Source organism: Arthrobacter sp. NPDC093128 (genome assembly GCF_040683875.1).
In the GTDB taxonomy this organism is placed as follows: Bacteria; Actinomycetota; Actinomycetes; order Actinomycetales; family Micrococcaceae; genus Arthrobacter.
In genome coordinates this window covers 78,816-102,361 of the sequence record NZ_JBFBEY010000004.1, presented here as the reverse complement: position 1 = coordinate 102,361, position 23,546 = coordinate 78,816, and the positions used below count along the sequence as shown (strand labels likewise).

General features: G+C 65.6%; 18 protein-coding genes. 5 read left to right on the top strand and 13 right to left on the bottom strand.

The genetic code is table 11. From position 1 onward, the window contains the following. Nucleotides 1-2 precede the first annotated feature (2 nt). The 5 genes from AB0N24_RS06195 to AB0N24_RS06175 form a co-directional block, all read right to left on the bottom strand. Nucleotides 3-2,234 (bottom strand): AAA family ATPase, encoded by a 2,232-nt coding sequence (locus AB0N24_RS06195; RefSeq protein WP_364121878.1) that lies wholly within the window; start codon nt 2,232-2,234, stop codon nt 3-5. A gap of 159 nt (nt 2,235-2,393) precedes the next feature. Then, nucleotides 2,394-2,639, bottom strand: coding sequence for a PLDc N-terminal domain-containing protein (locus AB0N24_RS06190; protein WP_364121875.1), 246 nt, complete (start codon nt 2,637-2,639; stop codon nt 2,394-2,396). A gap of 95 nt (nt 2,640-2,734) precedes the next feature. Then, nucleotides 2,735-3,151: a thioesterase family protein gene (locus tag AB0N24_RS06185; protein ID WP_364121872.1), complete on the bottom strand. Its 417-nt coding sequence runs from the start codon at nt 3,149-3,151 to the stop codon at nt 2,735-2,737. 35 nt (nt 3,152-3,186) lie between these two features. Then, on the bottom strand, nt 3,187-5,220 hold the full coding sequence (locus tag AB0N24_RS06180; protein ID WP_364121869.1) for an ABC transporter ATP-binding protein: 2,034 nt from the start codon (nt 5,218-5,220) through the stop codon (nt 3,187-3,189). Further along, complete coding sequence (locus AB0N24_RS06175) at nt 5,217-6,950, bottom strand: ABC transporter ATP-binding protein (RefSeq protein WP_364121867.1); 1,734 nt, start codon at nt 6,948-6,950, stop codon at nt 5,217-5,219. The genes AB0N24_RS06180 and AB0N24_RS06175 overlap by 4 nt, the downstream gene beginning before the upstream one ends. A 427-nt stretch (nt 6,951-7,377) precedes the next feature. Between AB0N24_RS06175 and AB0N24_RS06170 the strand changes: the two genes are divergently transcribed. Both AB0N24_RS06170 and AB0N24_RS06165 read left to right on the top strand, forming a co-directional pair. Then, nucleotides 7,378-8,172 (top strand): hypothetical protein, encoded by a 795-nt coding sequence (locus AB0N24_RS06170; RefSeq protein WP_364121864.1) that lies wholly within the window; start codon nt 7,378-7,380, stop codon nt 8,170-8,172. 78 nt (nt 8,173-8,250) lie between these two features. After that, a complete protein-coding gene (locus tag AB0N24_RS06165; RefSeq protein WP_364121861.1) occupies nt 8,251-9,381 on the top strand; it encodes a class F sortase in 1,131 nt (376 codons plus the stop codon). Between the two features lie 52 nt (nt 9,382-9,433). Here AB0N24_RS06165 and AB0N24_RS06160 read toward each other — a convergent pair whose 3' ends face one another. From AB0N24_RS06160 to AB0N24_RS06135, 6 genes are all read right to left on the bottom strand, one after another. Continuing rightward, a complete protein-coding gene (locus AB0N24_RS06160; RefSeq protein ID WP_364122380.1) occupies nt 9,434-11,443 on the bottom strand; it encodes an MFS transporter in 2,010 nt (669 codons plus the stop codon). A 108-nt stretch (nt 11,444-11,551) separates the two neighbouring features. Further along, on the bottom strand, nt 11,552-12,031 hold the full coding sequence (locus AB0N24_RS06155; RefSeq protein WP_104173577.1) for a MarR family transcriptional regulator: 480 nt from the start codon (nt 12,029-12,031) through the stop codon (nt 11,552-11,554). A gap of 186 nt (nt 12,032-12,217) precedes the next feature. Next, nucleotides 12,218-13,921, bottom strand: coding sequence for a thiamine pyrophosphate-binding protein (locus tag AB0N24_RS06150; protein WP_364121858.1), 1,704 nt, complete (start codon nt 13,919-13,921; stop codon nt 12,218-12,220). Then, entirely contained in the window at nt 13,918-15,021 is a 1,104-nt protein-coding gene (gene speB, locus AB0N24_RS06145; protein WP_364121856.1) for an agmatinase, read from the bottom strand. Before speB ends, AB0N24_RS06150 begins: the two co-directional genes overlap by 4 nt. A gap of 126 nt (nt 15,022-15,147) precedes the next feature. Beyond that, a complete protein-coding gene (locus AB0N24_RS06140) occupies nt 15,148-15,489 on the bottom strand; it encodes a P-II family nitrogen regulator (RefSeq protein ID WP_364121853.1) in 342 nt (113 codons plus the stop codon). Beyond that, nucleotides 15,486-16,937, bottom strand: coding sequence for an ammonium transporter (locus AB0N24_RS06135; RefSeq protein ID WP_364121850.1), 1,452 nt, complete (start codon nt 16,935-16,937; stop codon nt 15,486-15,488). Before AB0N24_RS06135 ends, AB0N24_RS06140 begins: the two co-directional genes overlap by 4 nt. Before the next feature lie 408 nt (nt 16,938-17,345). On the opposite strand from AB0N24_RS06135, the gene AB0N24_RS06130 reads away from it, so the two are divergent. Beyond that, the gene (locus AB0N24_RS06130) at nt 17,346-19,322 is read left to right on the top strand and encodes an amino acid transporter (protein ID WP_364121847.1); all 1,977 of its coding nucleotides are present in this window, start codon (nt 17,346-17,348) and stop codon (nt 19,320-19,322) included. A 16-nt stretch (nt 19,323-19,338) separates the two neighbouring features. Here AB0N24_RS06130 and AB0N24_RS06125 read toward each other — a convergent pair whose 3' ends face one another. Continuing rightward, nucleotides 19,339-19,914 (bottom strand): cupin domain-containing protein, encoded by a 576-nt coding sequence (locus tag AB0N24_RS06125; RefSeq protein WP_104173583.1) that lies wholly within the window; start codon nt 19,912-19,914, stop codon nt 19,339-19,341. Nucleotides 19,915-20,211: 297 nt separating this feature from the next. On the opposite strand from AB0N24_RS06125, the gene AB0N24_RS06120 reads away from it, so the two are divergent. After that, nucleotides 20,212-21,735: a sodium:solute symporter gene (locus AB0N24_RS06120; protein ID WP_364121845.1), complete on the top strand. Its 1,524-nt coding sequence runs from the start codon at nt 20,212-20,214 to the stop codon at nt 21,733-21,735. 94 nt (nt 21,736-21,829) lie between these two features. Here AB0N24_RS06120 and AB0N24_RS06115 read toward each other — a convergent pair whose 3' ends face one another. Continuing rightward, nucleotides 21,830-22,066, bottom strand: coding sequence for a hypothetical protein (locus AB0N24_RS06115; protein ID WP_364121842.1), 237 nt, complete (start codon nt 22,064-22,066; stop codon nt 21,830-21,832). A 258-nt stretch (nt 22,067-22,324) separates the two neighbouring features. On the opposite strand from AB0N24_RS06115, the gene AB0N24_RS06110 reads away from it, so the two are divergent. Continuing rightward, entirely contained in the window at nt 22,325-23,503 is a 1,179-nt protein-coding gene (locus AB0N24_RS06110) for a VIT1/CCC1 transporter family protein (RefSeq protein ID WP_364121839.1), read from the top strand. The last annotated feature ends 43 nt before the right edge of the window (nt 23,504-23,546 follow it).

Genomic DNA, 23,546 nt, shown 5'->3' with positions numbered 1-23,546 from the left:
CGTTAGCGGGACGCAAGGCGGCCCATCAGTTGCTCAAGCCCGAAGCGCTCTTGCAGCTGGGCCCGGTTCAGCTGCCCGTGGTAGTGCTCCTCCAGCAGGGGCATCAGCTCGTATTTCCAGATCCGGCGCAGGCCGGAAGGAGTCTGGGCCGCCTTCTTCATGAAGTAGGACGGCCCGATCATGAGGTCCCGGTCCCATTCGTCGATCGCGTCGTTGAGGGCGTCGAGCAGGAGGGCCGGGGTGGTGTCCAGGTCGCGGGCCTGCAGGAAACGCAGCAGCGAACCCTTCACCGGTTCGGTCTTGGGGTGCAGCTCGATGAAGGAGAAGCGCCGGCGGATGGCGGCGTCCATCATGGCGATCGAGCGGTCCGCGGTGTTCATGGTGCCGATGATGTACAGGTTGTCCGGGAGCGTGAATGGCTCATTGGGGCTGTACTGGAGGTAAATGCGGTCATCGCGGTACTCCAGCAGGAAGTACAGCTCACCGAAGACCTTGGCCAGGTTGGCGCGGTTCATCTCATCGATGATCAGGAAGTACGGCTTCTTTTCATTGCCGGGCTTCGCAGCTTCCTCCGCCAGCCGACGCAGCGGTCCGGCCACGAGCTTGAAGGACACCTGCCCCTCGTCGGTCTTGTCCGGGCGGAAGCCTTCGAAAAAGTCCTCGTAGGCGTACGACGGGTGGAACTGCACCAGCTTGACGCGTTCGTCCGTGCTGTCAGCGGCGAGCTCGGCCGCCAGGTGCTTGGCGAGGTAGGTCTTGCCCGTTCCGGGCGGGCCGTACAGCACGAGCTGCCGGTTCTCCTCCAGGAGCTCCGCGATTTCCTGTAGCGGTTCCAGGTCCATGTGCATGGACGCCGCGAACTCCTCCGTCAGCGGACGGAACCCTTCCGGGACAGGTTCGACGACGACGGCCGGCGCGGCGGCGTCGTCGGCCTCCGCTTCCGCTTCGGCGGGCAACAGCGCCTGCAGCGCCTGCACCACCCGGGTGACGTCCACAATGACCCCCGGCGTGGCCAGCTGGCGCTGGACGTGGCGGGGAAGGTCCGTCATGGTGTGTGCTTCATCGAACCAGCGGACCTTGCGCCGCATCCTGCGGTTGTCCTCGTTGTGCTCCGGCTCGCCCAGGACCACGCCGAGGCGAACAGCGCCGGCGTGCTGGTACAGGACGAGGTCGCCCGGTTTCATGACCGTGAGGAAAGCGAAGACGGCGGTCTTGTTGTCCTCGCGCTCCACGTAGCCAAGGTGCTTGTAGTCCTCGTCCACGGCGTGCTGGACCAGTCCCGCAGTGACGCCGGGGCCCAGGAGGCGCAGGTGCTCGACGTCGAGGGTCACCTTCTCTTCCCCGCGCCACGCCGCCAGCAGGTCCTTGGCGTCATGGTGGGTGCGCAGCAGCCATGCACGGCGGCCCGGGTCCCCCACCTTGCGCCACTGGCTCACCAGCTGGCGGGCATACCAGTCGATGCGCTGGCCCGCCTGTTTGTCGAGGTAGAGGCGGATGCGGTGGATGTCAGCGGTGATTTCTTCGTCGCTGTCGCCCTTGGCGCCGCCCACCAGGGAAGCAAAGGCATCCCGGATTTCCTGCCGCTCAACGTCAGCCACCACCGGCTCAAAGTAACTGGGCCAGGCCAGGTATTCGATGCTGCGGCGGATTGCGGGCTGGTCATCCGGTGTCGCGGCCGCGAGCAGATGGAAGGCCAGGGGATCCTTCAGTGCCTTCGCCATGGTGTCCGGGGCCTGCTGGTCCACGTGCTGGACAAAACGGCACAGCCACCTCAGGTGGTCCCAGATGGTCCAGTTGAATTCGGCAGTGCGGTCGCGGATGACGCCGTGGTCCGTCATGCCCTGGTAAAGCTCGCCGGGCAGTTCGAGCGGCGGCTCAAGCCATGAGGCCGCTTCTGCCACCCTGGCGCGCTTGACCTTGAGCGATTTCACTTCGTGGGCCAGCGGCAGCGACTGCAGGAAGAGCATCTCAACGGCCAATTGCTTGGCTCCGCGGGAGGCACCCGTCAGGTTCTGGCGCAGGTTGGTCATCATGGGGGCCTTGGGGTCCGCAACGCCCCGTTCCAGGCGCTCCAGGAGCTCTGCAGCGGCGCTGGCGGTCCATGTGGCAGTCCGCCCGTCCAGGGCCGACGGCCTGCCCTGCAGGCCGGCCCCGAGAACAAACCACGCCGCGTCCTCGATCTCCTTGGAGATACCGGGGGCGCGGGTCATGGCAGGCTTCGCGGTTGGGGTCATGCCTTCAAATTTACAGGCTAAACCTGAACGCCAACACCAAGGACCGCCGCCCGCTACTGATCGGTAGGTGTTGGGCCATTATGTACGTTGACTCGGCCGTTGGCCAGGGTTTCCCGCTATTTTCGGGCTCCTGGACACGTACCGGCCGGGGTTGATCGGCTACTTCGGGGCGGCGGGCAGGTTCTTGCGCCCGAACACAAAATAGCTTCCCGGACCCACGAAGTTGATCAGCGTGACCATCCGCCAGACCGCCTTGCTGCCGCGGATCTGCTCCGCGGGCCGGCGGGAAATGTCCCGCTGGGCTGCGACCAGGAGCGAGAGCTGCACTGCAGCTGCCACCAAGGTCCCAAAGCGCGCCAATGGCGGCATTTCCTTCCAGGACTTTTTCTTTTTCTTCGTGGCCATGGCCAATGCTCCTTGGTTCCGATAATGGTGCCGGGTGGTTCATCGTAGTGACGATCATAGGGATTCCGACCCGCCCGAAGGTAGGGGCTTTAGGCTCAGGCCACGAACGGCGCGAGCCGTTCCTTCTGCTCCGGAGTCAAGCGAAGCACCCTGCCGGTACCCTCATCCACGAATGCCAGGTGCGTGGTGGCCTTGACGCAGTCCTCCCGGGTCACCGGGTCCTGCACCAGGTAGTGGATGTCGAAGCTGGCACCTTTCACGGCGCCGATCCACAGCTGGACCACGGCCGGCACATTCCGGTATTCGAGCGTCCTGACGTAGCGGATCCTGTGTTCCACCACCAAGGCCATGGTGCCCTCCTCAACATCGTTGAAGAGGGACACCTTCGGCTCGATACCGGGCAGCCCGGCCCCGCGGGGCGGTCCGAAGGCCGCGATGCGGGCCTCCTCCAGCATCCGTACGATCTGCACATTGTTGATGTGGCCGTAGGCATCCATGTCGCCCCACCGCATGGGGATGAGGACCTCGATGCGCCGGCCGGCGGCGCTCAGCTGTGCACCGCCGTCGCGTCATCTTCCAGCGACTGCTCTGCGTCCTCGCCGGCGAACTGGGACATGTAAAGGCGGTAGTAGGCGCCCTTGAGTTCCAGCAGGTCGTGGTGGTTCCCCTGCTCCACGATCCGCCCGGCTTCCATCACCAGGATGGTGTCTGCGTCGCGGATGGTGGACAGCCGGTGCGCGATCACAAAGCTCGTGCGGTCCGTCCGCAGGGCCGCCATGGCCTTCTGAACCAGGACTTCGGTGCGTGTGTCCACCGAGCTGGTTGCCTCGTCCAGGATGAGCAGGGACGGGTTGGCCACAAAGGCACGCGCGATGGTGATGAGCTGCTTCTCACCGGCGCTGACATTGTTGCCTTCTTCATCGATGACGGTGTTGTAGCCTTCCGGGAGTGCCCGGACGAACCTGTCCACAAACGTTGCCCGCGCCGCCTCCATGACCTGGTCCTCGGTGGCGTTGAGGTTTCCGTATTTGATGTTGTCGTAGATGCTGCCGCCGAACAGCCAGGCATCCTGCAGCACCATGCCCACCTTGGCCCGCAGTTCGGACCGGCTCAGGTGCGTGATGTCCACACCGTCCAGCGTGATGCTTCCCGATGTGAGCTCGTAGAAGCGCATCACGAGGTTGACCAGGGTGGTCTTGCCCGCACCGGTGGGGCCGACGATGGCCACGGTGTGTCCCGGTTCTGCGTTGAAGGAAAGGTCCTCGATCAGGGGCTTGTCCTCCGAGTAGCTGAAGGTCACGTGCTTGAACTCGACGTGGCCGTCGGTCTTGGCAGGAAGGTGCTCTGTGGCAGTCTCGGCATCCTGTTCCTCGGCATCCAGGAATTCGAAGACCCGCTCAGCCGAGGCAACGCCGGACTGCAGCATGTTGGCCATGCCGGCCATCTGTCCGAGCGGCTGCGTGAACTCGCGTGAGTACTGGATGAAAGCGGTGGCGTCGCCCAGGCTCATACCGCCGGAAGCCACCCTCAGCCCGCCGACCACAGCGATGCCCACATAGCTGAGGTAGGAGACGAACTGCATGACCGGCATGATCATGCCGGAGACGAACTGGGCTCCGAAGCTGGCCTTGTACAGGGCTTCGTTCCGCTCGTCGAAGCGTTCCAGGATGTCGGCGTCACGGCCGAAGACACGCACGAGGTCGTGTCCGGAGAACGATTCCTCGATCTGGCCGTTGAGCTGGCCGGTGTTCTTCCATTGCGCGGCGAACAGCTTCTGGCTTCGTGAGCCGATGATGCCGGCGGCCACTCCGGACAGCGGGAGTGCCACCAGGGCGATGAGGGCCAGCTGCCACGACACGATGAACATCATGATGACGATGCCGAGCACCGTGAGCGCGGAACTGATCAGTTGTGCGAAGGCCTGTTGCAGGGCCTGCTGGATGTTGTCGACGTCGTTGGTGACGCGGGACAGGGTGTCGCCACGCTGACGCGTGTCGAAGTAGTTCAGCGGCAGCCGGTTGAGCTTCTTCTCCGTGTCGTCTCGCAGTTTGCGGACCACGCGCATGACCAGCACATTCAGGACATAGCCCTGCAGCCAGGTGAAGATGTTCGCCACGAAGTACATCACCAGCACAATGCTGATCAGGAACGACAGCTTCTGGAAGTCGATCCCCACGCCCGGAATGAGTTCCATCTTGGCGATCATGTCCGCGAAGTTGTTTTCGCCCTGGGCGCGCAGCCCGTCCACGAACTGGTCCTTGCTGACTCCTGCGGGCAGTTGCTTTCCCACCACTCCCCCGAAGATGACGTCCATGGCCTGACCCAGGATCTTCGGGGCGATGACATTGAGGACCACGGCGACCGTCACCATGGCGAGCACCAGGGCGATGCCGGCGGACTCGGGTTTCAGCAGGCCCATCAGGCGCTTGGCGGACGGCCAGAAATGCTCGGCCTTCTTCGCCGGCGTGCCGCCGAACATATCGCCGTCGGCCTCGGTGGGCTTGTATTCCTCTTCGTAGAAGTCGTCGTCCTCCACGGGAAGTGTGTCCTGCCCTGCGGGGAGTTTCTCGTTGGTGCTCATGCCACTTCCTCCGCGGTCAGCTGGGACTCGACGATTTCCTGATAGGTGGTGGAACTTAGCAGCAGCTCATCGTGCGTTCCCCGGTCCACGATCCGGCCGTTGTCCAGGACCAGGATCTGGTCGGCATCGGCGATGGTGGACACGCGCTGGCCCACGATGATCACCGTGGCATCGGCCGTTTTCGCCCTGAGCGCACGGCGAAGCCGGGCGTCCGTGGCGACGTCGAGGGCGGAGAAGGAGTCATCGAACAGGTACACCTTGGGCTGGGTTACCAAGGCCCTGGCGATGCACAGACGCTGGCGCTGGCCGCCCGAGACGTTGGTGCCGCCCTGGGCGATCCTGGAACCGAGGCCGTTCTTCTTGTCCCGAACGAAGTCCGCGGCCTGGGCCACCGTGAGCGCGTCCCACAGCTCCTCGTCCGTGGCCTCAGTCTTCCCGAAGCGCAGGTTGTGCTCGATGGTTCCGGAGAAGAGGTAGGGCCGCTGCGGCACCATGGCCACCTGGCCGGTGATTTCGGAACGCTCAAGGTTGGTGATGGGGACGCCGTCGAGCAGCACCTCGCCCGACGCGACGTCGTAAAGCCGCGGCAGCAGGGACAGCAGGCTGGTCTTGCCGGCGCCGGTTGAACCGACAATGGCCACGGTCTGGCCGGGCTCTGCGGTGAAGCTGATGTCGCTTAGGACGGGTTCTTCGGCCCCGGGGTAAGCGAACGAAACATTGCGGTACTCCACGCGACCGGTCCTGTGGGTGGGCGCCACCGGCGCCTCGGGTTCATGGATGGAGGGTTCGACGTCGAGCACCTCGCCGATGCGGTCCGCACAGACCGAGGCCCGCGGAATCATCATGGCCATGAACGTGCCCATCATGACCGCCATCAGGATCTGCAGGAGGTACTGCAGGAAGGCCGTCAGGGAACCGACCTGCATCTCCCCGGCATCCACCCGTTGGCCGCCGAACCACAGCACGGCTGCGGTGGAGACATGGAGGATCATCCCGATGGCCGGGAACATCAGCACGAACAAGGAGCCAATTTTCAGCGAGACATCGGTGAGTTCGCGGTTGGCCCCGCCAAAACGCTCCGTCTCGTGCGGTTCCCGGACGAAGGCGCGGACCACGCGGATGCCAATGATCTGCTCGCGGAGGATGCCGTTGATGCGGTCGATTTTCGTCTGCATGGAACGGAAGAGCGGCATGAGGCGGACCACGAGGTACCCCACCACGGCAATCAGCACCGGAACGGAGACCCAAACCAGCCAGGACAGGCTCAGGTCCTCGCGCAACGCCATGATGATGCCGCCGATGCACATGATGGGCGTGGCCACCATGAAGTTCAGCCCCATGAGAACCAGCATCTGGACCTGCTGGACATCGTTGGTGCCGCGGGTAATCAGGGTTGGTGCGCCGAAAACATTGACGTCCTTGGCCGAAAAGCTCGTCACCTTCCGGAAGACACCACGCCGCAGGTCCCGGCCGAAGGCCATGGCCGCCTTGGACCCGAAGTAAACACCGGCGATGGCGGTGGCTACCTGGATCAGTGCCACGCCGAGCATGACCCCGCCCGTTCGCCAGATGTAGTCGGTGTCTCCTCGGGAGACGCCCTCATCGATGATCTGGGCGTTCAGGCTGGGAAGGTAGAGGGCCGCAATGGTGGACGCCAACTGGAAAACAATGACTGCCGCGATATACGGCAAATACGGCTTGGAGTAGCGCCGTATGAGGGTGACAAGCATGCCCGGTAATCCTTTGGAAGAGCGCGAAGTGAATTGGAAGAAGTAAAACCAGCGAGGGCTGACACTCTTAGCCTTCCCACTCTACGAAATCCGTTGCCTATGCGAAACAACAGTAGGGAAATATCATCCGAAGGGCGTATCCGTGCCAGGGTGGCGGCAGAGCCCCACGTGCGTCCTGTTACGGGTGAAACGGGTGTTATCCCTCGGTCCCGAGGGAAGGGAATGTGAAAAACGGGTACCCAGTCAAGTATCGGCTACTCGCGACTACGCCAGTGCCTGAGCCTTAGCGTGAAGTGGTCAGTTAATTGACAACTCTGCAGGAGAGTCGCAGGCGATCTGGGCACCTACGGCCAACGGCCGGCCTCCGCCATGGGGCCTCCCGCTCCCGCAGTCTGGTCAGTCCAAAATGATCCAGATGGAGAATCCCATGAAGAGAATCCTCGCAACGGCCGGTATTGCGGGCATTGCGTTAATTGGCGTTACAGCCCCCGCAAATGCCGGCGACGACAAAGTCAGCATTTGCCACGCAACGGGCTCGGAATCGAACCCCTTCGTGAGCATCACGGTCAGCAAAAGTGCGCTCAACGGAAACGGCCATGCCTCGCACAGTGGCGACCTGATTCCCGCGCCTGCGGCCGGCTGCCCTGGCGGGTCAAAGGGTGACCACGACCCCAAGGACGACGACGACGAGGGCCACGGCTCCAAGAAGGTCACCATTTGCCACGCGACGGGATCCGACAAGAACCCGTACGTCGTCATCACCATTCCCGAAAAGGCGTGGTGGAACGGTCACAAGGACGGACATAACGGCAGGGCCGACATCTATCCGGTCCCGGCGGGCGGTTGCGACGTGAAGGGTGAAGAAGAAGAAGAGAAAGAGACGAAGCCGCCCGTTGTGGTCCCGCCGGTCGTAACACCGCCTGTTGTGGTCCCGCCGGTCGTAACACCGCCTGTCGTGGTCCCGCCGGTCGTAACACCGCCTGTCGTGGTCCCGCCGGTGGTTGCTCCGCCGGCAGTTGTCGCCGTGCCTGCTGGAGCCGCAGCGGCCCCGGCTGCCGCCCCGGTGGTCAACCGCGGATTCAACGCCCAGACAGCGGCGGGAAGCCAGACAGATGCCGGCATGCCCGCTTGGTTCGGTGGGTTGGCTGCACTGCTTGGCGCGACGGGACTGGTCGCCCTGCGGCACAGGGGACGCCTGCAGAACTTCGGGGCGTCGAAGTAGGGCAGTTCCTGTGGTCAGGACGGGCATCCACCGTCACGGTGCGGTGCCCGTCCACACCTATATCTATGGAGGAGTCCGATGTCCTTCCCCAACCGCCATCACGTAGACAGCCGGCCCCTGGACCGCGATATCGCCGCGCCTGGTGCGGGCGGGCGGGGCGGAGCCCTGGACGCCGGACCCGCCGAGGACAGGGTTCCGGAGGACGGCGCTTCAGATGACAGGGCTCCAGGGGGCAGGACGCCGGAGAAGGAGGCGGTAGCCGGAAACGGGGCCCACCATCAACGGCTGTTGGAGCGGTGGCGCAGTGACCCTTTAAGCCTGAGCCGTTTTCTGCTGGCGAGCCTGCCGCCGAAGATCAGGGCCTTAGTAGTCCGGTCCCTGCAGGTCTGGTCCTCGAAGGACTGGTCCGTCCGCAACTGGGCGTCTGGGAACTGGGCGCCCGGGAACTGGTCTTCGCGAAGCTGGCGGCCGCCAAAAGGCCTGTCGCTGAGCCGCCTGTCGCTGAACCGCGGCGATCTGCTGCTGCTCCTCGCCGGCGTCGTGGCCTTCTTTGTGTTGACGTTCCTCCCCGGCATCGTCGCTCCCGGGGACACGTCCGGCAGGGCCGGGTCCCACCCGGCGGCTGCCCCGTATACGCAGTCGGCCGAGCTGGCTCTGCCTGGCTATGCCGTCCCGCCGGACACTTTCCCCTGGAGCGGCAAGGAGACCCCGACAACTTCGCCCGCGGCGCAGGAACCGCCGCCGAGCCTGCCCAGCTATCCGCCGGCCGCAGCCCCCACCAGGATCGTCTATCCGGCGGCCGGGCTGGACGTCGTGATTCATCCGCTGACCCCGACGCGCGAGGAACTGGAGTCCCAGGCGATCGTGCCGCCGATCACCGTGGATGGCTACTGGGTGTCAGACTTCGGCATGCCCGGCGCCGGGTCCACCAACACGACGTACATCCTTGGCCACAGTTGGGAAGGCCGCGACGCTCCCTTCAACCGGCTCAGCGCCTTGAGCGTCCCCGGTGACATCTTCGAAGCCACAACCGCATCGGGAACCATGCGCTACAGGGTGGATTCGGTGGATACCTACGTGAAGGCCAGCCTGAAGGACAGCCCGATCTGGACCGCAGTTCCCAACCGGATTGTGCTGATCAGTTGCTATACGGAAGATCCCTGGGGGAAGAACGTGGTGGTCGTTGCGTCTCCGGTCCCCTCACCCTGACAACGGCGACGGCGGCGCTGTGCCGCCGCCGCCGCTACGGTGTTGTGGGCGACTATTCGCCCCGGTGCCGCCCGTGCGTGGCGATGTAGTCCGCCGCGGCGCGCTGCAGTTTCCGTTCCTTGGCGAGCTGCCGCCGGATGGTGGTGATCTCCCCGCTGATGCGCGCCTGTTCGGCAGCGATCTCCCGCTGCTCCGCAGTCTGTTCGTGGACGGCACGCAGCGCTTCGGCCAAGTGGAGCTGCTGTTCGGCCAGCAGCTGCTGCGTCTGCAGCAGCAGGGGCACGACGTCGGCGGCTTCCGGCTGCGGGTCGGCCACCAAGGTCCGGGAACGCACCCGGGAACCTTCCCGTTCGGCAGACGGGGCGTCGCCGTCGAGGTGTCCGCGCCCTTCGCGGGTGGTGCTCCGATCCTGGCGTGCCGCGTCGGGAAAGCGGGACTCGTGGGCGCGCTGCCTGCTCAGGACCTCGATGAACTCCCGGTCGAGGTCCACGATGCCGGCGTCGGCCGCGGCCGTCGGCGCTGAGGCCGGAGCGGCGTTGCCGTTGTTTGAATCGGCAGGTGCCGGGACGATGTCAACGGTGCGGCGCAGGGGCTGTTCCTTGATGCACAGGACCGCTACGAGGGCGATGATGCCGATCACCGCGGAGATCAGGAAAATTTCGGCTGTCGCGTCACCGTAGGCCGCCCTCATGATGTCCCGGATCGGGGCCGGCATGTCCTGGAGGTCCATGCTGGCTCCGGCGGAGCCGCCTGCGGTCGGGATCCCGGCTGCGGCCAGGCCCTCGGTGGCCAGCTCCTTGACGCGGTTGGCCAGGACGGCGCCCAGCACGGACACTCCGATCGCACCGCCCACGGAACGGAAGAATGCCACGGAGGCGCTCGCCGTACCGATGTCTGTGGCCCGGACGGTGTTCTGGACTGCCAGCACGAGGTTCTGCATCAGGAGGCCGAGCCCCAGGCCGAGGACCGCGGTGTAGAGGCCTGTCAGCCAGAGTTCGGTGGTGTGGTCGATGGTTCCGGCCAGCCCCAGGCCGCCGATCAGGAGGATGGAGCCGGCTACGAGGTAGCGCTTCCATTTGCCGGTCCGGCTGATGAGCTGGCCCGACAGGACCGAGCCGATGAGGTTACCGGCGATCATGGGCAGCGTCAGCAGCCCCGCTTCGGTGGGAGTGGCACCGCGGGCCACCTGGAAGTACTGGCCCAGGAAGGCGGAGGAGCCGAACATGCCGACGCCCACGGCCACGGAGGCGAGGATGGCCAGCGCTGTGGTGCGTTCGCTGATGATCTTGAGCGGGATGATGGGCTGCTCCACTTTGGACTCCACCACCACGAGGAGGGCCAGGAGCAGCACGCCGCCGCCCACCATGGCCGCAGTCTGCCAGGACCACCAGTCGTAGTATTCCGGGTTGCCGGCGAAAGACACCCAGATCAGCAGCAGGCTGACGCCGGAGGTGAGGAGGATGGAACCGAGCCAGTCGATCTTCGCGTGGCGCTTGACGTGGGGAAGCTTCAGCGTGATCTGCAGCAGGATGAGGGCGATGACGGCGAGCGGGACACAGACGAAGAAGGTCCAGCGCCAGCCCAGCGGGCTGTCCACTATAAATCCGCCGAGCAGCGGGCCGCCTGCGGTGCCCACAGCCATGACGCCGCCCATGTAGCCGGAGTACTTGCCGCGGTCCCGGGGCGGGATGATGGAGCCGATGATGGCCTGCGCCAGCGCGGTCAGGCCGCCCATGGCGACGCCCTGGATAACGCGTGCGGTCAGCAGCAGCGGGATCGTCTCGGACAGGCCCGCCATGACGGAACCGGCCACGAAGATCACGATGCTCAGCTGGACAAGCACCTTCTTGTCGAAGAGATCGGCGAGCTTGCCCCAGATCGGGGTGGTGGCAGCGTTGGCCAGCAGGGCAGCCGTGATGACCCAGGCGAAGTCCGTCTGGGTGCCCTTGAGCTCGGACATGATGGTGGGCAGCGCGTTGGCCACGATGGTACTGCTGATGATCGCCGTGAAGAACGCGGCCAGCAGCCCGGTGAGGGCCTCCATGATCTGGCGGTGGCTCATCGCGGGCTGCGGCGCCGGTGCGGATGGTTGCAGTGATGTATGCGGTGGTGTTGTTGACAGGATCCGGGACGGACCGGTGGCTGTAGCGTGGCTCGCCATGTGCAGCTCCTAAGCGGTTGGAATGTTTTCGATGGATCCGGCCGTCTTTGCCCGGGCTGAATCCCTGAGGGATTCGGCAAGTTTCTTCAGGACTTTCGCGGTCTCTTCGGCGTCGTCCTCGCTCCAGTCCTGCAGGTAACCCTGGAGCGTCGCAGTGCGCTGCTGCTCTATCTCGCGCAGCTTCCCCGCTCCGGCCTCGGACAGCGCCACAAGCTGGGCCCGCCCGTCCTCCGGATCAGGCCTGCGGACCACCAGGCCGTGTTCTTCCAGATCGGCAATATGCCGGCTCAGGACGGGAGCGCTGACCCCCAGGCGCGCGGCGAGATGCGTGGCCCGGGACTCCCCCTCCCCCACGAACCGCAGGACGCCCTGGAGCGCCACCCCGGTTTCCTGCCCGCGCAGGCTTGAGACCGCGACGCAGCGGACCGCCCGCTGGAGGTCGAAGATCTGGTAAACGAGATCGGCCGCGGTTTCCGGTGCAACTGCCATGCTGAATAACCCCTTTGCTTGCCTAGGGCAACTATACGGGAAAATGGTTGCTTTGGGAAACTAAGAAGGGACAGGCTGGGTGGGTAGTCCCTTAAACGCCAAGCGCGAACGGACAGTTGAGGCCCCCGCTGTTGGGGCCTCAACTGTCCGTTCGCGCTATGTGGTGGCTGTTGGCTTGAGGAACGCTCAGACGCCCAGGTGGGTGGGGCCGAACATCTTGAGCAAGGTTTCGACGACGACGACGTTAGGCCCGTCGGCGGCGAAGCCCGCCTTGAGCGCGTCCCCCACGTTCTCCGGGGTCACCCGGACGGCCGGGACGCCGAAGGCTTCGGCGAGTTTGACGAAGTCGGGGCGGGCGAGTTCGGTGGCTGTGGCCTGGCCAAAGGCGCCCACCATGTACTCGCGCAGGATGCCGTAGCCGCCGTCGTCCACGATCAGCCAGGTGACCGGGACGTTGTGCTGCTTGGCGGTGGCCAGTTCGGAGATGGAATACATGGCCGAACCGTCGCCGGAGACCGCGAGGACCCGGGCTGATCGGCCGGAGTTTCCCGTGGTTTCCAGCCCCACTGCCCCGCCGATGGCGGCGGGGAAGCCGAAGCCCAGCCCGCCGGCGCCCTGGGCGGAGTGGAACTGTCCCTCGCGGGCGTCCCAGCAGCTCCAGCCCCAGTATGCGGAGATGGTCATGTCCCAGAAGGTCTGCATCTCCGCGGGCACGGCTTCGCGGATGTCGGCCATGAACGTCAGTTCCTTGCCGAGGTCCTGGGACTCCAGCCGGGCCTTGACCTTGGCCAGGGATTCCTTGACCAGCGCCTCTGGTGAAGTGCCGTGCCAGTCGGCCCGCTCACCGTGCGGTTCGGTCAGAGCCGCGTCCAGGGCCGCGAGGGCCTGGCCGGCGTCGGCACGGATGCCCAGGCCGGGCCGGTTGGACTCCAGGACCCGGGGTTCGGCGTCGATCTGGATGATCCGGCCGCGCGGCTCGAACGTGAAGTAGTTGGACGTGACTTCCCCGAGGGAGGAGCCGATGACGATCAGCACGTCCGCGTCCTCGAGCAGGTCCGTCATGTACCGGTCCTCGATCCAGGACTGCAGCGAAAGCTCGTGGTTCCACGGGAACGCACCGTTGCCGCCGGGAGTGCAGATCACCGGTGCCCGCAGCTTCTCCGCGATGGACAGCAGGGACTTCTCGGCCCGGCCGCGGCGCGTGCCGCCGCCGGCGATGATCGCTGGACGTTCCGCCGTCGACAGCCATTTCACTGCCTCGCGGACCAGCTCCACCCGGGGCGGGTTGTCCGCCGCTTCGGCGAGGGCGTCCTCCACTGGCGGGACCATGATGGGATCCAGCAGGACGTTCTGCGGGATCTCCAGCCAGACGGGGCCCTGCGGGGAGGAAATCGCCTCGGTCCAGGCGTCCTGGATGGCCGAGGGAATCCCGGAGGCGTGCTGGATCAGCCGCTGGCTCTTGGTGACGTTCGCGGCCGAGGCCTTCTGGTCATCGAGCTGGTGGAGCATGCCCTTGCGGCGGGCACCGAGCCCGTCCAGCGGAATCTGGCTGGCCACCACCACCATGGGCACACCCGTGGCGTAGGCTTCCTGCAGCCCGGCCAGGGACGTCAGCGCACCCGGGCCGGTGGACAGGAACAGCACGCCCACCTCGCCCGTGGCCCGTGAATACCCGTCCGCCGCGAACGCTGAATTGTTCTCCACCCGCGAGGACACGAAGTGCAGGTTGCCCCGGCCCATCGCATCGAACAGGCCCAGCGCGTGCTGGCCCGGAATGCCAAAAACCGTCTTCGCACCCAGCGCTTCAAGGGTCTCGACGACGAGATCCCCGCCGTTGCGGACGCTGGTACCCTTCGTCGGAGCTGCCGCGCCCGGATCGAAATCGATCACTTGGAGAACTCCTCGACGGCCGGACGGATGATTCCTCCGGGCTGGGCAGCGGCGGCAAACCCTGCCTGGTGCCGCTTCTCCTGCCCGAGCGCCTGCGCGGCATAGCCGTTGGCGGCACCGAACCTGTTCCCCTCAACCGCGGAGTCCGCCATGAGGGTGACGAGTTCGTAAGCGACATGGCTGGCCGCGACGCCGGTGATTTCAGCGTGGTCGTAGGCCGGAGCCACCTCAACAATGTCCGCACCGACCAGGTTCATGCCGCGGAAGCCGCGGATGATCTCCAGCAGTTCCCGGCTGGTGATGCCGCCGGCCTCCGGGGTTCCGGTGCCCGGCGCGTGCGCGGGGTCCAGGACGTCGATGTCTACGGAGATGTACAGCGGGCGGTTGCCGATCCGGTCCCTGACCTTGGCCACGGTCTCCAGGACGCCCTGGTAGTAGACGTCGGCCGAGGTGACGATGCCGAAGCCGAAGCGATGGTCGTCGTCGAGGTCCTTCTTGCCGTACAGCGGGCCGCGGGTTCCGATGTGGCTGATGGCCTCGGTGTCCAGGATGCCCTCCTCGACAGCGCGGCGGAACGGCGTGCCGTGCGTGTATTCGGCCCCGAAATACGTGTCCCAGGTGTCCAGGTGCGCATCGAAGTGCAGCATGGCCACAGGCTCCCCGGCGCGCTCGGCGGCGGCACGGAGGAGCGGCAGGGCAATGGTGTGGTCCCCGCCAAGGGTGACCAGCTTGCTGCCACCGGCAGTCAGGTCCAGCGCGTTCTGCTGGATCGTCTCGATGGCTTCGTTGATGTTGAACGGGTTCACGGCCATGTCGCCGGCGTCCGCCACCTGGACGTTCTCGAACGGGCTGACGTCCCACGCCGGGTTATAGGGGCGCAGCAGCCGGCTGGCCTCGCGGACGTGGTTGGCGCCGAAGCGTGCACCCGGGCGGTAGGAGACGCCGGAGTCGAAGGGCACCCCCACCACAGTGATGTCGGCCTTGGCCACCTGGTCCAGCCTGGGCAGTCGGGCGTACGTAGCAGCCCCTGCGTAGCGGGGAATACGGGATGAATCGATAGGGCCAAGGTTGCCGTTGGCCTCGATGCGCAGCTCTTCCAAAGGAACGCCTCTCCTTCGAGGATGGATCGGTAGTGTGACACCCATCATACACTCAAGTTTCCCGTTGTGCATCAAGTGTTTACCAATCCATCTGGGCGAGCGTTCCCTCACGCCTGCGCGTATCCCTTAGTCGATGGCGGACGCCCCCCGCTCCCCCGTCCTGACCCTGACGGCGTCGCAGATGGAGAGGGTCCAGATCTTCCCGTCCCCAAACCGACCGGTGCTGGCGCCCGATTCGATGGCCGCCATCACACCGTCCATGGCCTCCTCGGTCACCAGCACCTCCACGCGCGCCTTCGGCAGAAGGTCGGAGTTGTATTCGGTTCCGCGGTACACCTCCACATGGCCCCGCTGCTGACCGTAGCCGCTGGCCTGGCTTACGGTCAGTCCGCTGACGCCAAACCCTTCCAAAGCCGCCCGGACAGTCTCGACCTTTTCCGGACGGACGATGGCCGTGATGAGTTTCACGTCCGCACCCTGCTGTTCTCTGACTGCCGGCCGAACTGGCCCGCCGCCGCTACTTCCGCAGGCGTTTCCGCGGAAGCACCCTCAGGCGTGCCCGCCTCACCCTCCGGAGGAACGGTCTTGCTGTGGTGTTCGCCCGGATGGAACGCGCCGCCAACCATCAGCAGCTCGTAGGCGGTTTCGGCGTGTTCGGTAACGTCGATGCCGGACCGCTCGTTGGCTTCGGACACCCGCATGCCCATCATCTTGTGGATGGCGAATCCGATCAGCGTGGTCATAAGGGCGCTCCAGGCGGTGACGATCAGCGCGGTGAGGACCTGGGGCCAGAACTGTGTCAGGCCGCCGCCGTAGAAGAGCCCGCCCTCGGTCTTGACCGACGGGACAGCGAAGAATCCCAGTGAGAGCGTCCCCCACAGGCCGCCGACAAAGTGCACGGCCACCACGTCCAGCGAATCATCCAGGCCGATCTTGAATTTGAGTCCGACCGCGAGCGCGCAGACCGCCCCGGCCACGACCCCGATCAGGATGGCACCGATCGGGTCCACGAACCCGCAGGCCGGCGTGACGGCGACCAGGCCGGCGACGGCTCCCGATGCGGCGCCGAGGGATGTGGCGTGACCGTCCCGGAGCCTTTCGATCAGCAGCCAGCCCAGGAGTGCCGCACTCGTGGCCAGCAGGGTGTTGGTCCAGGCCAGGCCGGCGATGGCGTCGGCCGCGAGTTCAGAGCCGGCATTGAAGCCAAACCAGCCGAACCACAGGAGCCCTGCGCCGAGCATCACGAAAGGCAGGTTGTGCGGACGGATGTTGGGATCCTTCATGAATCCGAGGCGTTTTCCGAGCACGACGGCGAGCATCAGTCCCGCTATGCCCGCGTTCATGTGGACCACAGTTCCACCGGCGAAGTCGAGGGCGGAGATCTTGCTGCCGACGACGCCCGTGGGGCCGAACAGTCCGCCACCCCAGACCCAGTGGGCGATGGGGGCGTAAACGAGCGTGACCCACAGCGCCGCGAATAGCAGCCACGGCCCGAACCGGACCCGTTCCGCCACCGCTCCGCTGATCAGTGCGACGGTGATGATGGCGAACGTTGCCTGGAAGCCGATGAACACCATGTCCGGGAGCCCGGGCGCCTTGCCCCCGATGATGCTGGTCAGTCCGCTCAGGCCGGGGTTGGCGAAGGGATCGCCGACGAGCCCGGCCATGGTGTCAGGCCCGAAGGCCAGTCCATAGCCCCACAGCGCCCAGACCACGGCAACAACGCCCATGGCGCCAAAGCTCATCATCATGATGTTCAGGACGGATTTCATCCGGACGAGGCCCCCGTAGAAGAATGCCAGGCCGGGGGTCATCAGCAGGACGAGTGCGGACGCTGCCAGCATCCAGGCCGTGGCGCCGGGATCGAGCACCGCGGGATCCACTGCCATGCCCACATTGACTAGAGAGATGTTCATTTCGGGAGCCTTCCTCAAGAAGTGGCGCTCCTGGGCGCCAGCTACGGCGAGACCATTCAAAACGACGGTGCAACTATGGGTTCCCCGAGTCCGACGCTACAACCGCGGTGTTTCCGCAATAGCCACGTAGTTTTTCCGGGACGTTAAACAGCAGGGCCGGGCATGAACCCTGCGTTTCCGGCAGGTTTCCAGAATGTGACGTACATCTCACCATCGTTGCGCCGACGCGCCATCCAGCCGCGAAGGTCACTGGCCACGCGCTTCTGAGCAGAAAGTAACGACGGTCACACCGGGCGTAAAGGTTTCGTTAAGGCCTGCATCCTGCGCACGTTCCCGGGCCTACGCTCCAATCAGGAGCAGCACCACGGTCCTCAGACGACCGAAAGCCACGCTGCGCGAAAGGATACCGTGACCACGCTCACCCGGCCGCCCGCCGACCCCTCCGACAGGTTCAAACGCAAGCCCCATCGGCTGAGGGGCTGGCTGCTGGAGGGCATGCCCGAAGGATCCGGCAAACGGCAGGGTCCCCACGGCCAGCCGCAGGCGAACCACACACCCCAGCCCTGGTGGAAGGTCATGTGCCTCACCGGCGTGGACTACTTCTCCACCCTTGGCTACCAGCCCGCCATTGCCGCGCTTGCCGCCGGAATGGTCTCTCCGCTGGCGACCGTGGTGCTGGTGGCCGTCACGCTCCTGGGCGCCCTGCCGGTGTACCGGCGGGTGGCCTCGGAGAGCCCCCGCGGCGAGGGATCGATCGCCATGCTGGAGCGGCTGCTGCCCCGCTGGGGCGGCAAGCTGTTCGTCCTGGCACTCCTGGGTTTCGCCGCCACGGACTTCATGATCACCATGACCCTCTCGGCGGCGGACGCCAGTGCGCACGCCATCGAAAACCCGTTCGCCCCCGACTTCCTGCATGGCCAGGAAGTGGCGATAACGCTGGCATTGATCGCAGGCCTGGGCGTGGTCTTCCTCCGCGGCTTCAAGGAAGCCATCAACGTGGCAGTTGTCCTGGTGGCGGTGTTCCTGCTGCTCAATGCGGTTGTGGTTTTGGTAGGCCTCGCCCATGTCTTCAGCGAAGCCCACGTGGTCACGGACTGGTGGGCTGCCCTCAACCAGCAGCACGGAAACCCCCTCGTGATGATCGGCATCGCCCTGCTGGTTTTCCCCAAACTCGCGCTGGGGCTCTCCGGCTTCGAAACGGGAGTGGCAGTCATGCCGCAGATCCAGGGCAGCCCGGACGACACCGAGGCGAAGCCGACCGGCCGGATCCGCGGCGCGCACAAGCTCCTGACCACGGCCGCCCTGATCATGAGCGGGTTCCTCATCGCCTCCAGTTTCATCACCACGTTCCTTATCCCGGCAGCCGAGTTCGAACCGGGCGGCAAGGCCAACGGCCGGGCGCTGGCCTTCCTGGCCCACCAGTACCTGGGCGACGGTTTCGGAACCGTCTACGACCTGAGCACTATCGCCATTCTCTGGTTCGCCGGAGCCTCGGCCATGGCGGGGCTCCTCAACCTGGTACCCCGCTACCTCCCGCGCTTTGGCATGGCACCCGCCTGGACCCGGGCCGTGCGGCCCCTGGTGCTGGTGTTTACCGCTGTAGCTTTCCTCATCACGCTGGTCTTTGAGGCCAATGTGGAAGCCCAGGGCGGTGCATACGCCACCGGCGTCCTCGTGCTGATGACATCAGCCTCCATCGCCGTCACGTTGTCCGCCCGGCGCAAGCAGCAACGCGGCCGTACGGTCGCGTTCGGGGCGATCGCCGTCGTCTTCCTCTACACCACCGTGGCGAACGTGGTGGAACGCCCCGACGGCCTGAAGATCGCGGCGATGTTCATCCTCGGCATCGTGGTGGTGAGCTTCGCGTCGCGCGTCAGGCGGTCCTTCGAACTCCGCGCCACCCACATCCGGCTGGACGAACAGGCCCTGGAGTTCATGGCCGCCAGCGAGGAGGGCCCCATCCGGCTGATCGCGCACGAGCCCAAACGCCTCAGCGCCGCGCGGTACCGGGCCAAGCTGGAGCACGCAGAACTGGCCAACCATTTGCCGGCGGACAGCGACGCGATCTTCATTGAGATCCTCGTTGATGACTGTTCGGACTTCGAGCAGGAACTGATGGTCACCGGGAAGGTCCGGCACGGCTTCCGCATCCTGGAAGTCCACAGCAATAACGTGCCCAACACGCTGGCGGCCGTGCTGCTGCACCTTCGCGATGTCACGGGCCTGATGCCGCACATCTACTTCCGTTGGACCGAGGGGAACCCGCTGACCAACCTGACCCGGTTCCTGCTGTTCGGCGAGGGCGAGATCGCCCCCGTCACCCGGGAGGTGCTGCGCGAGGCCGAGCCTGACGTCACCCGCCGGCCCTGGGTCCACGTGGGCTGAGCCTCGCCCCGCCGGGTCAGCGGCTGGCGGCCGGGACCAGCACCCAGAGCACCTCGACGGCGTCGTCCGTGGGGTTGATCCAGGTGTGCGGCTCCCGGCCGGGGAACGTCACAGTGTCGCCGGAGCTGAGCTCGTATTCCTCATTCGTGAGGATCAGCCGGATCCGGCCGTTGATCACGTGGAGCACATCGACGTCGCAGTCCACGGCGTAGAGCTCGGATTCGCCGCGGCCGCGGGGCTCGATCACAGCCTGGATGATCTGGACGCGCCGTTCCGAGCGCGCCGTCAGCAGGCGCTCGATGATGCCTTCGCCGCCCAGTGAAATGCGCGGTCCCTCGTCCTTCTTGGTGAGGTGGGTTTCCGGCGCGGCAAACAGGTCGCCGATGGAGATGGAGAGCACCTGGCACAGCGTCACCAGCGAAGCCACCGACGGCGACGTCAGGTCGCGTTCAACCCGGCTCAGGAATCCCTTGGTGAGGCCAGTGGCGTCTGCCACCTGCTCGATAGTGAGCCGCTGGGACTGGCGGGCGGCACGGATGCGCGAACCGATGGCAACTGGAATGTTGCTCGGTTCAACTGGTAGAGCCTTCATTAACGAACCTTTCGCAGCCGGCCGCACGGCCCCATCGCTGGAGCCATACTAGCTGGATACCCACCTTGTGACGCGGGAACGGGCCGTTGGTGTCAGATGCACCTTGACTGTTACCGCCGTCACAACTACTCTTTTAGGCAACAAGTGTTGTCTATTAGACAATCACACGAGAATCACCGAGTCACCATCAGGGATCTCCCCCTGCATCAACCGCAACATAGCAGCGGATTTCCGGCACTGCGCTGACGCTCCCGCGAATTCCCGCCCTGCTGCCAATCAGCTCCAAGGAGCATTTTCATGGACGCAAATTTCGTCAACATCGCCATTGTGGTGGTGTACCTGGTCGCCATGCTGGCCTTCGGGTGGTGGGGTAAGTCCCGCACCAAGAACAACAGCGATTTCCTGGTGGCCGGCCGCAGGCTTGGCCCGTTCCTTTACACCGGCACCATGGCCGCCGTGGTCCTTGGCGGCGCCTCAACGGTGGGCGGCGTGGGCCTCGGCTACAAGTTCGGCATCTCCGGCATGTGGCTCGTGGTGGCCATCGGCAGCGGCGTGCTGCTGCTGAGCCTCCTGTTTGCCGGCACCATCCAGAAGTTGAAGATCTACACGGTGTCGCAGATGCTGACGCTCCGCTACGGCAGCCGGGCCACGCAGACCTCGGGCATCGTGATGCTGGCCTACACGCTGATGCTGTGTGCCACCTCCACCGGCGCCTACGCCACCATCTTCGTGGTGCTGTTCGGCTGGGACCGTGCCCTGGCCATCGCCATCGGCGGCGCAATCGTCCTGGTGTACTCGACCATCGGCGGCATGTGGTCCATCACCCTTGCGGACCAGGTCCAGTTCGTCATCAAGACCGTCGGAATCTTCTTCCTGATGCTGCCCTTCACGCTCAACGCAGCGGGCGGCCTGGACGGCATCCGCAGCCGCGTTGAGGACAGCTTCTTCCAGATCGATGGCATCGGGATCCAGACCATCATCACCTACTTCGTGGTCTACACCCTGGGCCTCCTGATCGGCCAGGACATCTGGCAGCGCGTGTTCACGGCCAAAACCCCCACTGTTGCCCGCTGGGGCGGCGCAACGGCCGGCGTCTACTGCATCCTCTACGGCGCGGCAGGTGCCCTGATCGGCCTGGGCGCACGGGTGGCGCTCCCGGAGATCGACGTCGCCACGCAGGGCAAGGACGTGGTCTACGCCGAGGTGGCGCAGAATCTGCTGCCCATCGGCATCGGCGGCCTGGTGCTCGCAGCCGCAGTGGCCGCCATGATGTCCACCGCCTCCGGTGCACTCATCGCAGCCGCAACGGTGGCCCGCGCCGACGTCCTCCCCTTCGTGGCCAGCTGGTTCGGCAAGGACATCAACACCGATGACTCCGACAACCCTGAGCACGACGTCAAAGCCAACCGTATGTGGGTCCTTGGCCTGGGCGTTATAGCCATTGTCATCGCCATCATCACCAAGGACGTAGTGGCCGCACTGACCATCGCGTACGACATCCTGGTTGGCGGACTCCTGGTCGCCATCCTGGGTGGCCTGGTGTGGAAGCGCGGAACCGGTGTTGCCGCCGCAGCCTCCATGGCCGTGGGTTCCGTGGTCACCCTCGGCACCATGATCTACCTGGAGATCAATGCCGCCGCCCCCTTGGACGGCATTTACGCGAACGAGCCGATCTACTACGGCCTGCTCGCCTCGGCCGCTGTCTACGTAGTGGTCTCGCTACTGACCAAGCCCACGGACGCTCACGTTATGAAGAACTGGTACAGGCGCGTTGCCGGCAACGCTTCCGAAGAAGAGGCAGTTCCGACGCTCGCCAAGTAGAACTGGCCAAGTAGAACTGCACAAACAACGCACGACGGCGGTGCCTCCCCTGCGCGGGAGGCACCGCCGTCGTGCGTTTACAGCTTGGGATGGCTCACTCCTCGTCCGCGGGCTCAGGGAATTCTTCACCGTTTAGAGGCACCACGGGCTTCTCGTCGCCGAGGAAATCCTCCTCGACCAGGGGAACACGCCTGCCGGCCTCCTCGAGCAGTTCCTCTTCCTCGGTCTCCACTGCGTCATCGATAGGCGCGTCCTCGGCGAAGTCATAGGCGGGATCGGATTCGATGGTGTCGCGTTCCGGCTGGATGGGCCGTGATCCGGTGGTGTCCATGGTGCAAACCTCCGTGTCTGGTTGTGCGGCCAGCGGCCGGGCTGTGGAAGCACCTGCCCTGGCAATCATCACAGCACCGGCATTACGCGGGGTCAAGAGCCGGTGCTTTGCACCCTCCGAAAGCCCGCAAACCACTGCGGTTTTTACGGTCCGCCTAAACTTCCCGGTGAGGACTACCGGCCGAAAATTGGCGCGAAACCGCGGTAGGCTGGACCTGCAATGGGGCCGAACCATGCCCTATCAAGCCCAGGAGTGTTCGTGTCTCAGCACGCTAAATCTGACCGAAACCAGCCCTGCCCCGCCGGCACCCCGGCCGCAAGCGCCCCGGAAGTCAACGCAGCAACCACCCCCGCCGCCACCCCCGGCCACGCCGACATCAAGCGCTGGCGCCAGTACCTTGCCGACGAACGTGCCGAGGCCGCCGTCTATCGCGACCTGGCCCAGAACCGCCGTGGCGAGGAGCGGGACATCCTGCTGGCCTTGGCCGAGGCCGAGGGCCGCCACGAAGCGCACTGGCTCCGGCTCCTCGGCGATCACGCCGGGAAGCCCCGCCCGGCATCCCTCCGCAGCCAGCTGCTGGGATTCCTGGCCCGGCATTTCGGTTCCGTGTTCGTCCTGGCGCTGGCCCAGCGCGCCGAGGGCCGCTCCCCTTACTTCTCGGACCCGTCGGCCACGCCCGCCATGGTTGCCGACGAGCAGATCCACGAGGAAGTTGTCCGTGGACTCGCCACCCGCGGCCGGAACCGGCTGGCGGGCTCCTTCCGGGCCGCCGTGTTCGGCGCCAATGACGGCCTGGTCAGCAACCTTTCCCTGGTGATGGGGATGGCCGCATCCGGCGTCGGCAGCCAGGTGGTGCTCCTGAGCGGTGTGGCCGGGCTGCTCGCCGGAGCGCTGTCCATGGGGGCCGGCGAATTCATCTCCGTCCGTTCCCAGCGCGAACTGCTGGCTGCAACGCGGCCCACCCAGATCACCCTTTCCGCCGCCCCGCTGCTGGACATCGAGCACAATGAGCTGCTGCTTGTTTACCTGGCCCGCGGGATGTCCCGGGAAGCCGCCGAACACCGCGTGGCGGAACGAATGGGCCTGCTGAGCTGCGACTGCGATCCCAGCCTGTCGCTCCAGCCGGAGCTCCCCGAGGCCGAGGACCAGCATGAGGCGGTGGGCACGGCCTGGAGCGCGGCGGCGTCGAGCTTCTGCTTCTTCGCCTCCGGCGCGATCATTCCGATCATCCCGTTCCTGCTTGGCATGACGGGCGTCGCGGCACTGGTGGTTTCCGCCGTGCTGGTGGGCCTGGCGCTCCTGGTGACGGGCGGCGTCGTCGGACTGCTGTCCGGGACCTCCCCGACGAGCCGCGGTTTCCGGCAACTGGCCATCGGCATGGGCGCCGCCGGCGTCACGTACCTCCTCGGCCTGGCGTTCGGCGCGGTGGTCGCCTAGTGGACAGTCCCCCGCCCGGTCAACGGCGGCCGCGGCATTCCGG

Excerpts from the sequence above, each read along its gene's own strand:
- AB0N24_RS06195 (WP_364121878.1), bottom strand. The coding sequence starts at position 2,234 with ATGACCCCAACCGCGAAGCCTGCCATGACCCGCGCCCCCGGTATCTCC.
- AB0N24_RS06190 (WP_364121875.1), bottom strand. The coding sequence starts at position 2,639 with ATGGCCACGAAGAAAAAGAAAAAGTCCTGGAAGGAAATGCCGCCATTG.
- AB0N24_RS06185 (WP_364121872.1), bottom strand. The coding sequence starts at position 3,151 with ATGCGGTGGGGCGACATGGATGCCTACGGCCACATCAACAATGTGCAG.
- AB0N24_RS06180 (WP_364121869.1), bottom strand. The coding sequence starts at position 5,220 with ATGAGCACCAACGAGAAACTCCCCGCAGGGCAGGACACACTTCCCGTG.
- AB0N24_RS06175 (WP_364121867.1), bottom strand. The coding sequence starts at position 6,950 with ATGCTTGTCACCCTCATACGGCGCTACTCCAAGCCGTATTTGCCGTAT.
- AB0N24_RS06170 (WP_364121864.1), top strand. The coding sequence starts at position 7,378 with ATGAAGAGAATCCTCGCAACGGCCGGTATTGCGGGCATTGCGTTAATT.
- AB0N24_RS06165 (WP_364121861.1), top strand. The coding sequence starts at position 8,251 with ATGTCCTTCCCCAACCGCCATCACGTAGACAGCCGGCCCCTGGACCGC.
- AB0N24_RS06160 (WP_364122380.1), bottom strand. The coding sequence starts at position 11,443 with ATGAGCCACCGCCAGATCATGGAGGCCCTCACCGGGCTGCTGGCCGCG.
- AB0N24_RS06155 (WP_104173577.1), bottom strand. The coding sequence starts at position 12,031 with ATGGCAGTTGCACCGGAAACCGCGGCCGATCTCGTTTACCAGATCTTC.
- AB0N24_RS06135 (WP_364121850.1), bottom strand. The coding sequence starts at position 16,937 with ATGAACATCTCTCTAGTCAATGTGGGCATGGCAGTGGATCCCGCGGTG.
- AB0N24_RS06125 (WP_104173583.1), bottom strand. The coding sequence starts at position 19,914 with ATGAAGGCTCTACCAGTTGAACCGAGCAACATTCCAGTTGCCATCGGT.
- AB0N24_RS06120 (WP_364121845.1), top strand. The coding sequence starts at position 20,212 with ATGGACGCAAATTTCGTCAACATCGCCATTGTGGTGGTGTACCTGGTC.
- AB0N24_RS06115 (WP_364121842.1), bottom strand. The coding sequence starts at position 22,066 with ATGGACACCACCGGATCACGGCCCATCCAGCCGGAACGCGACACCATC.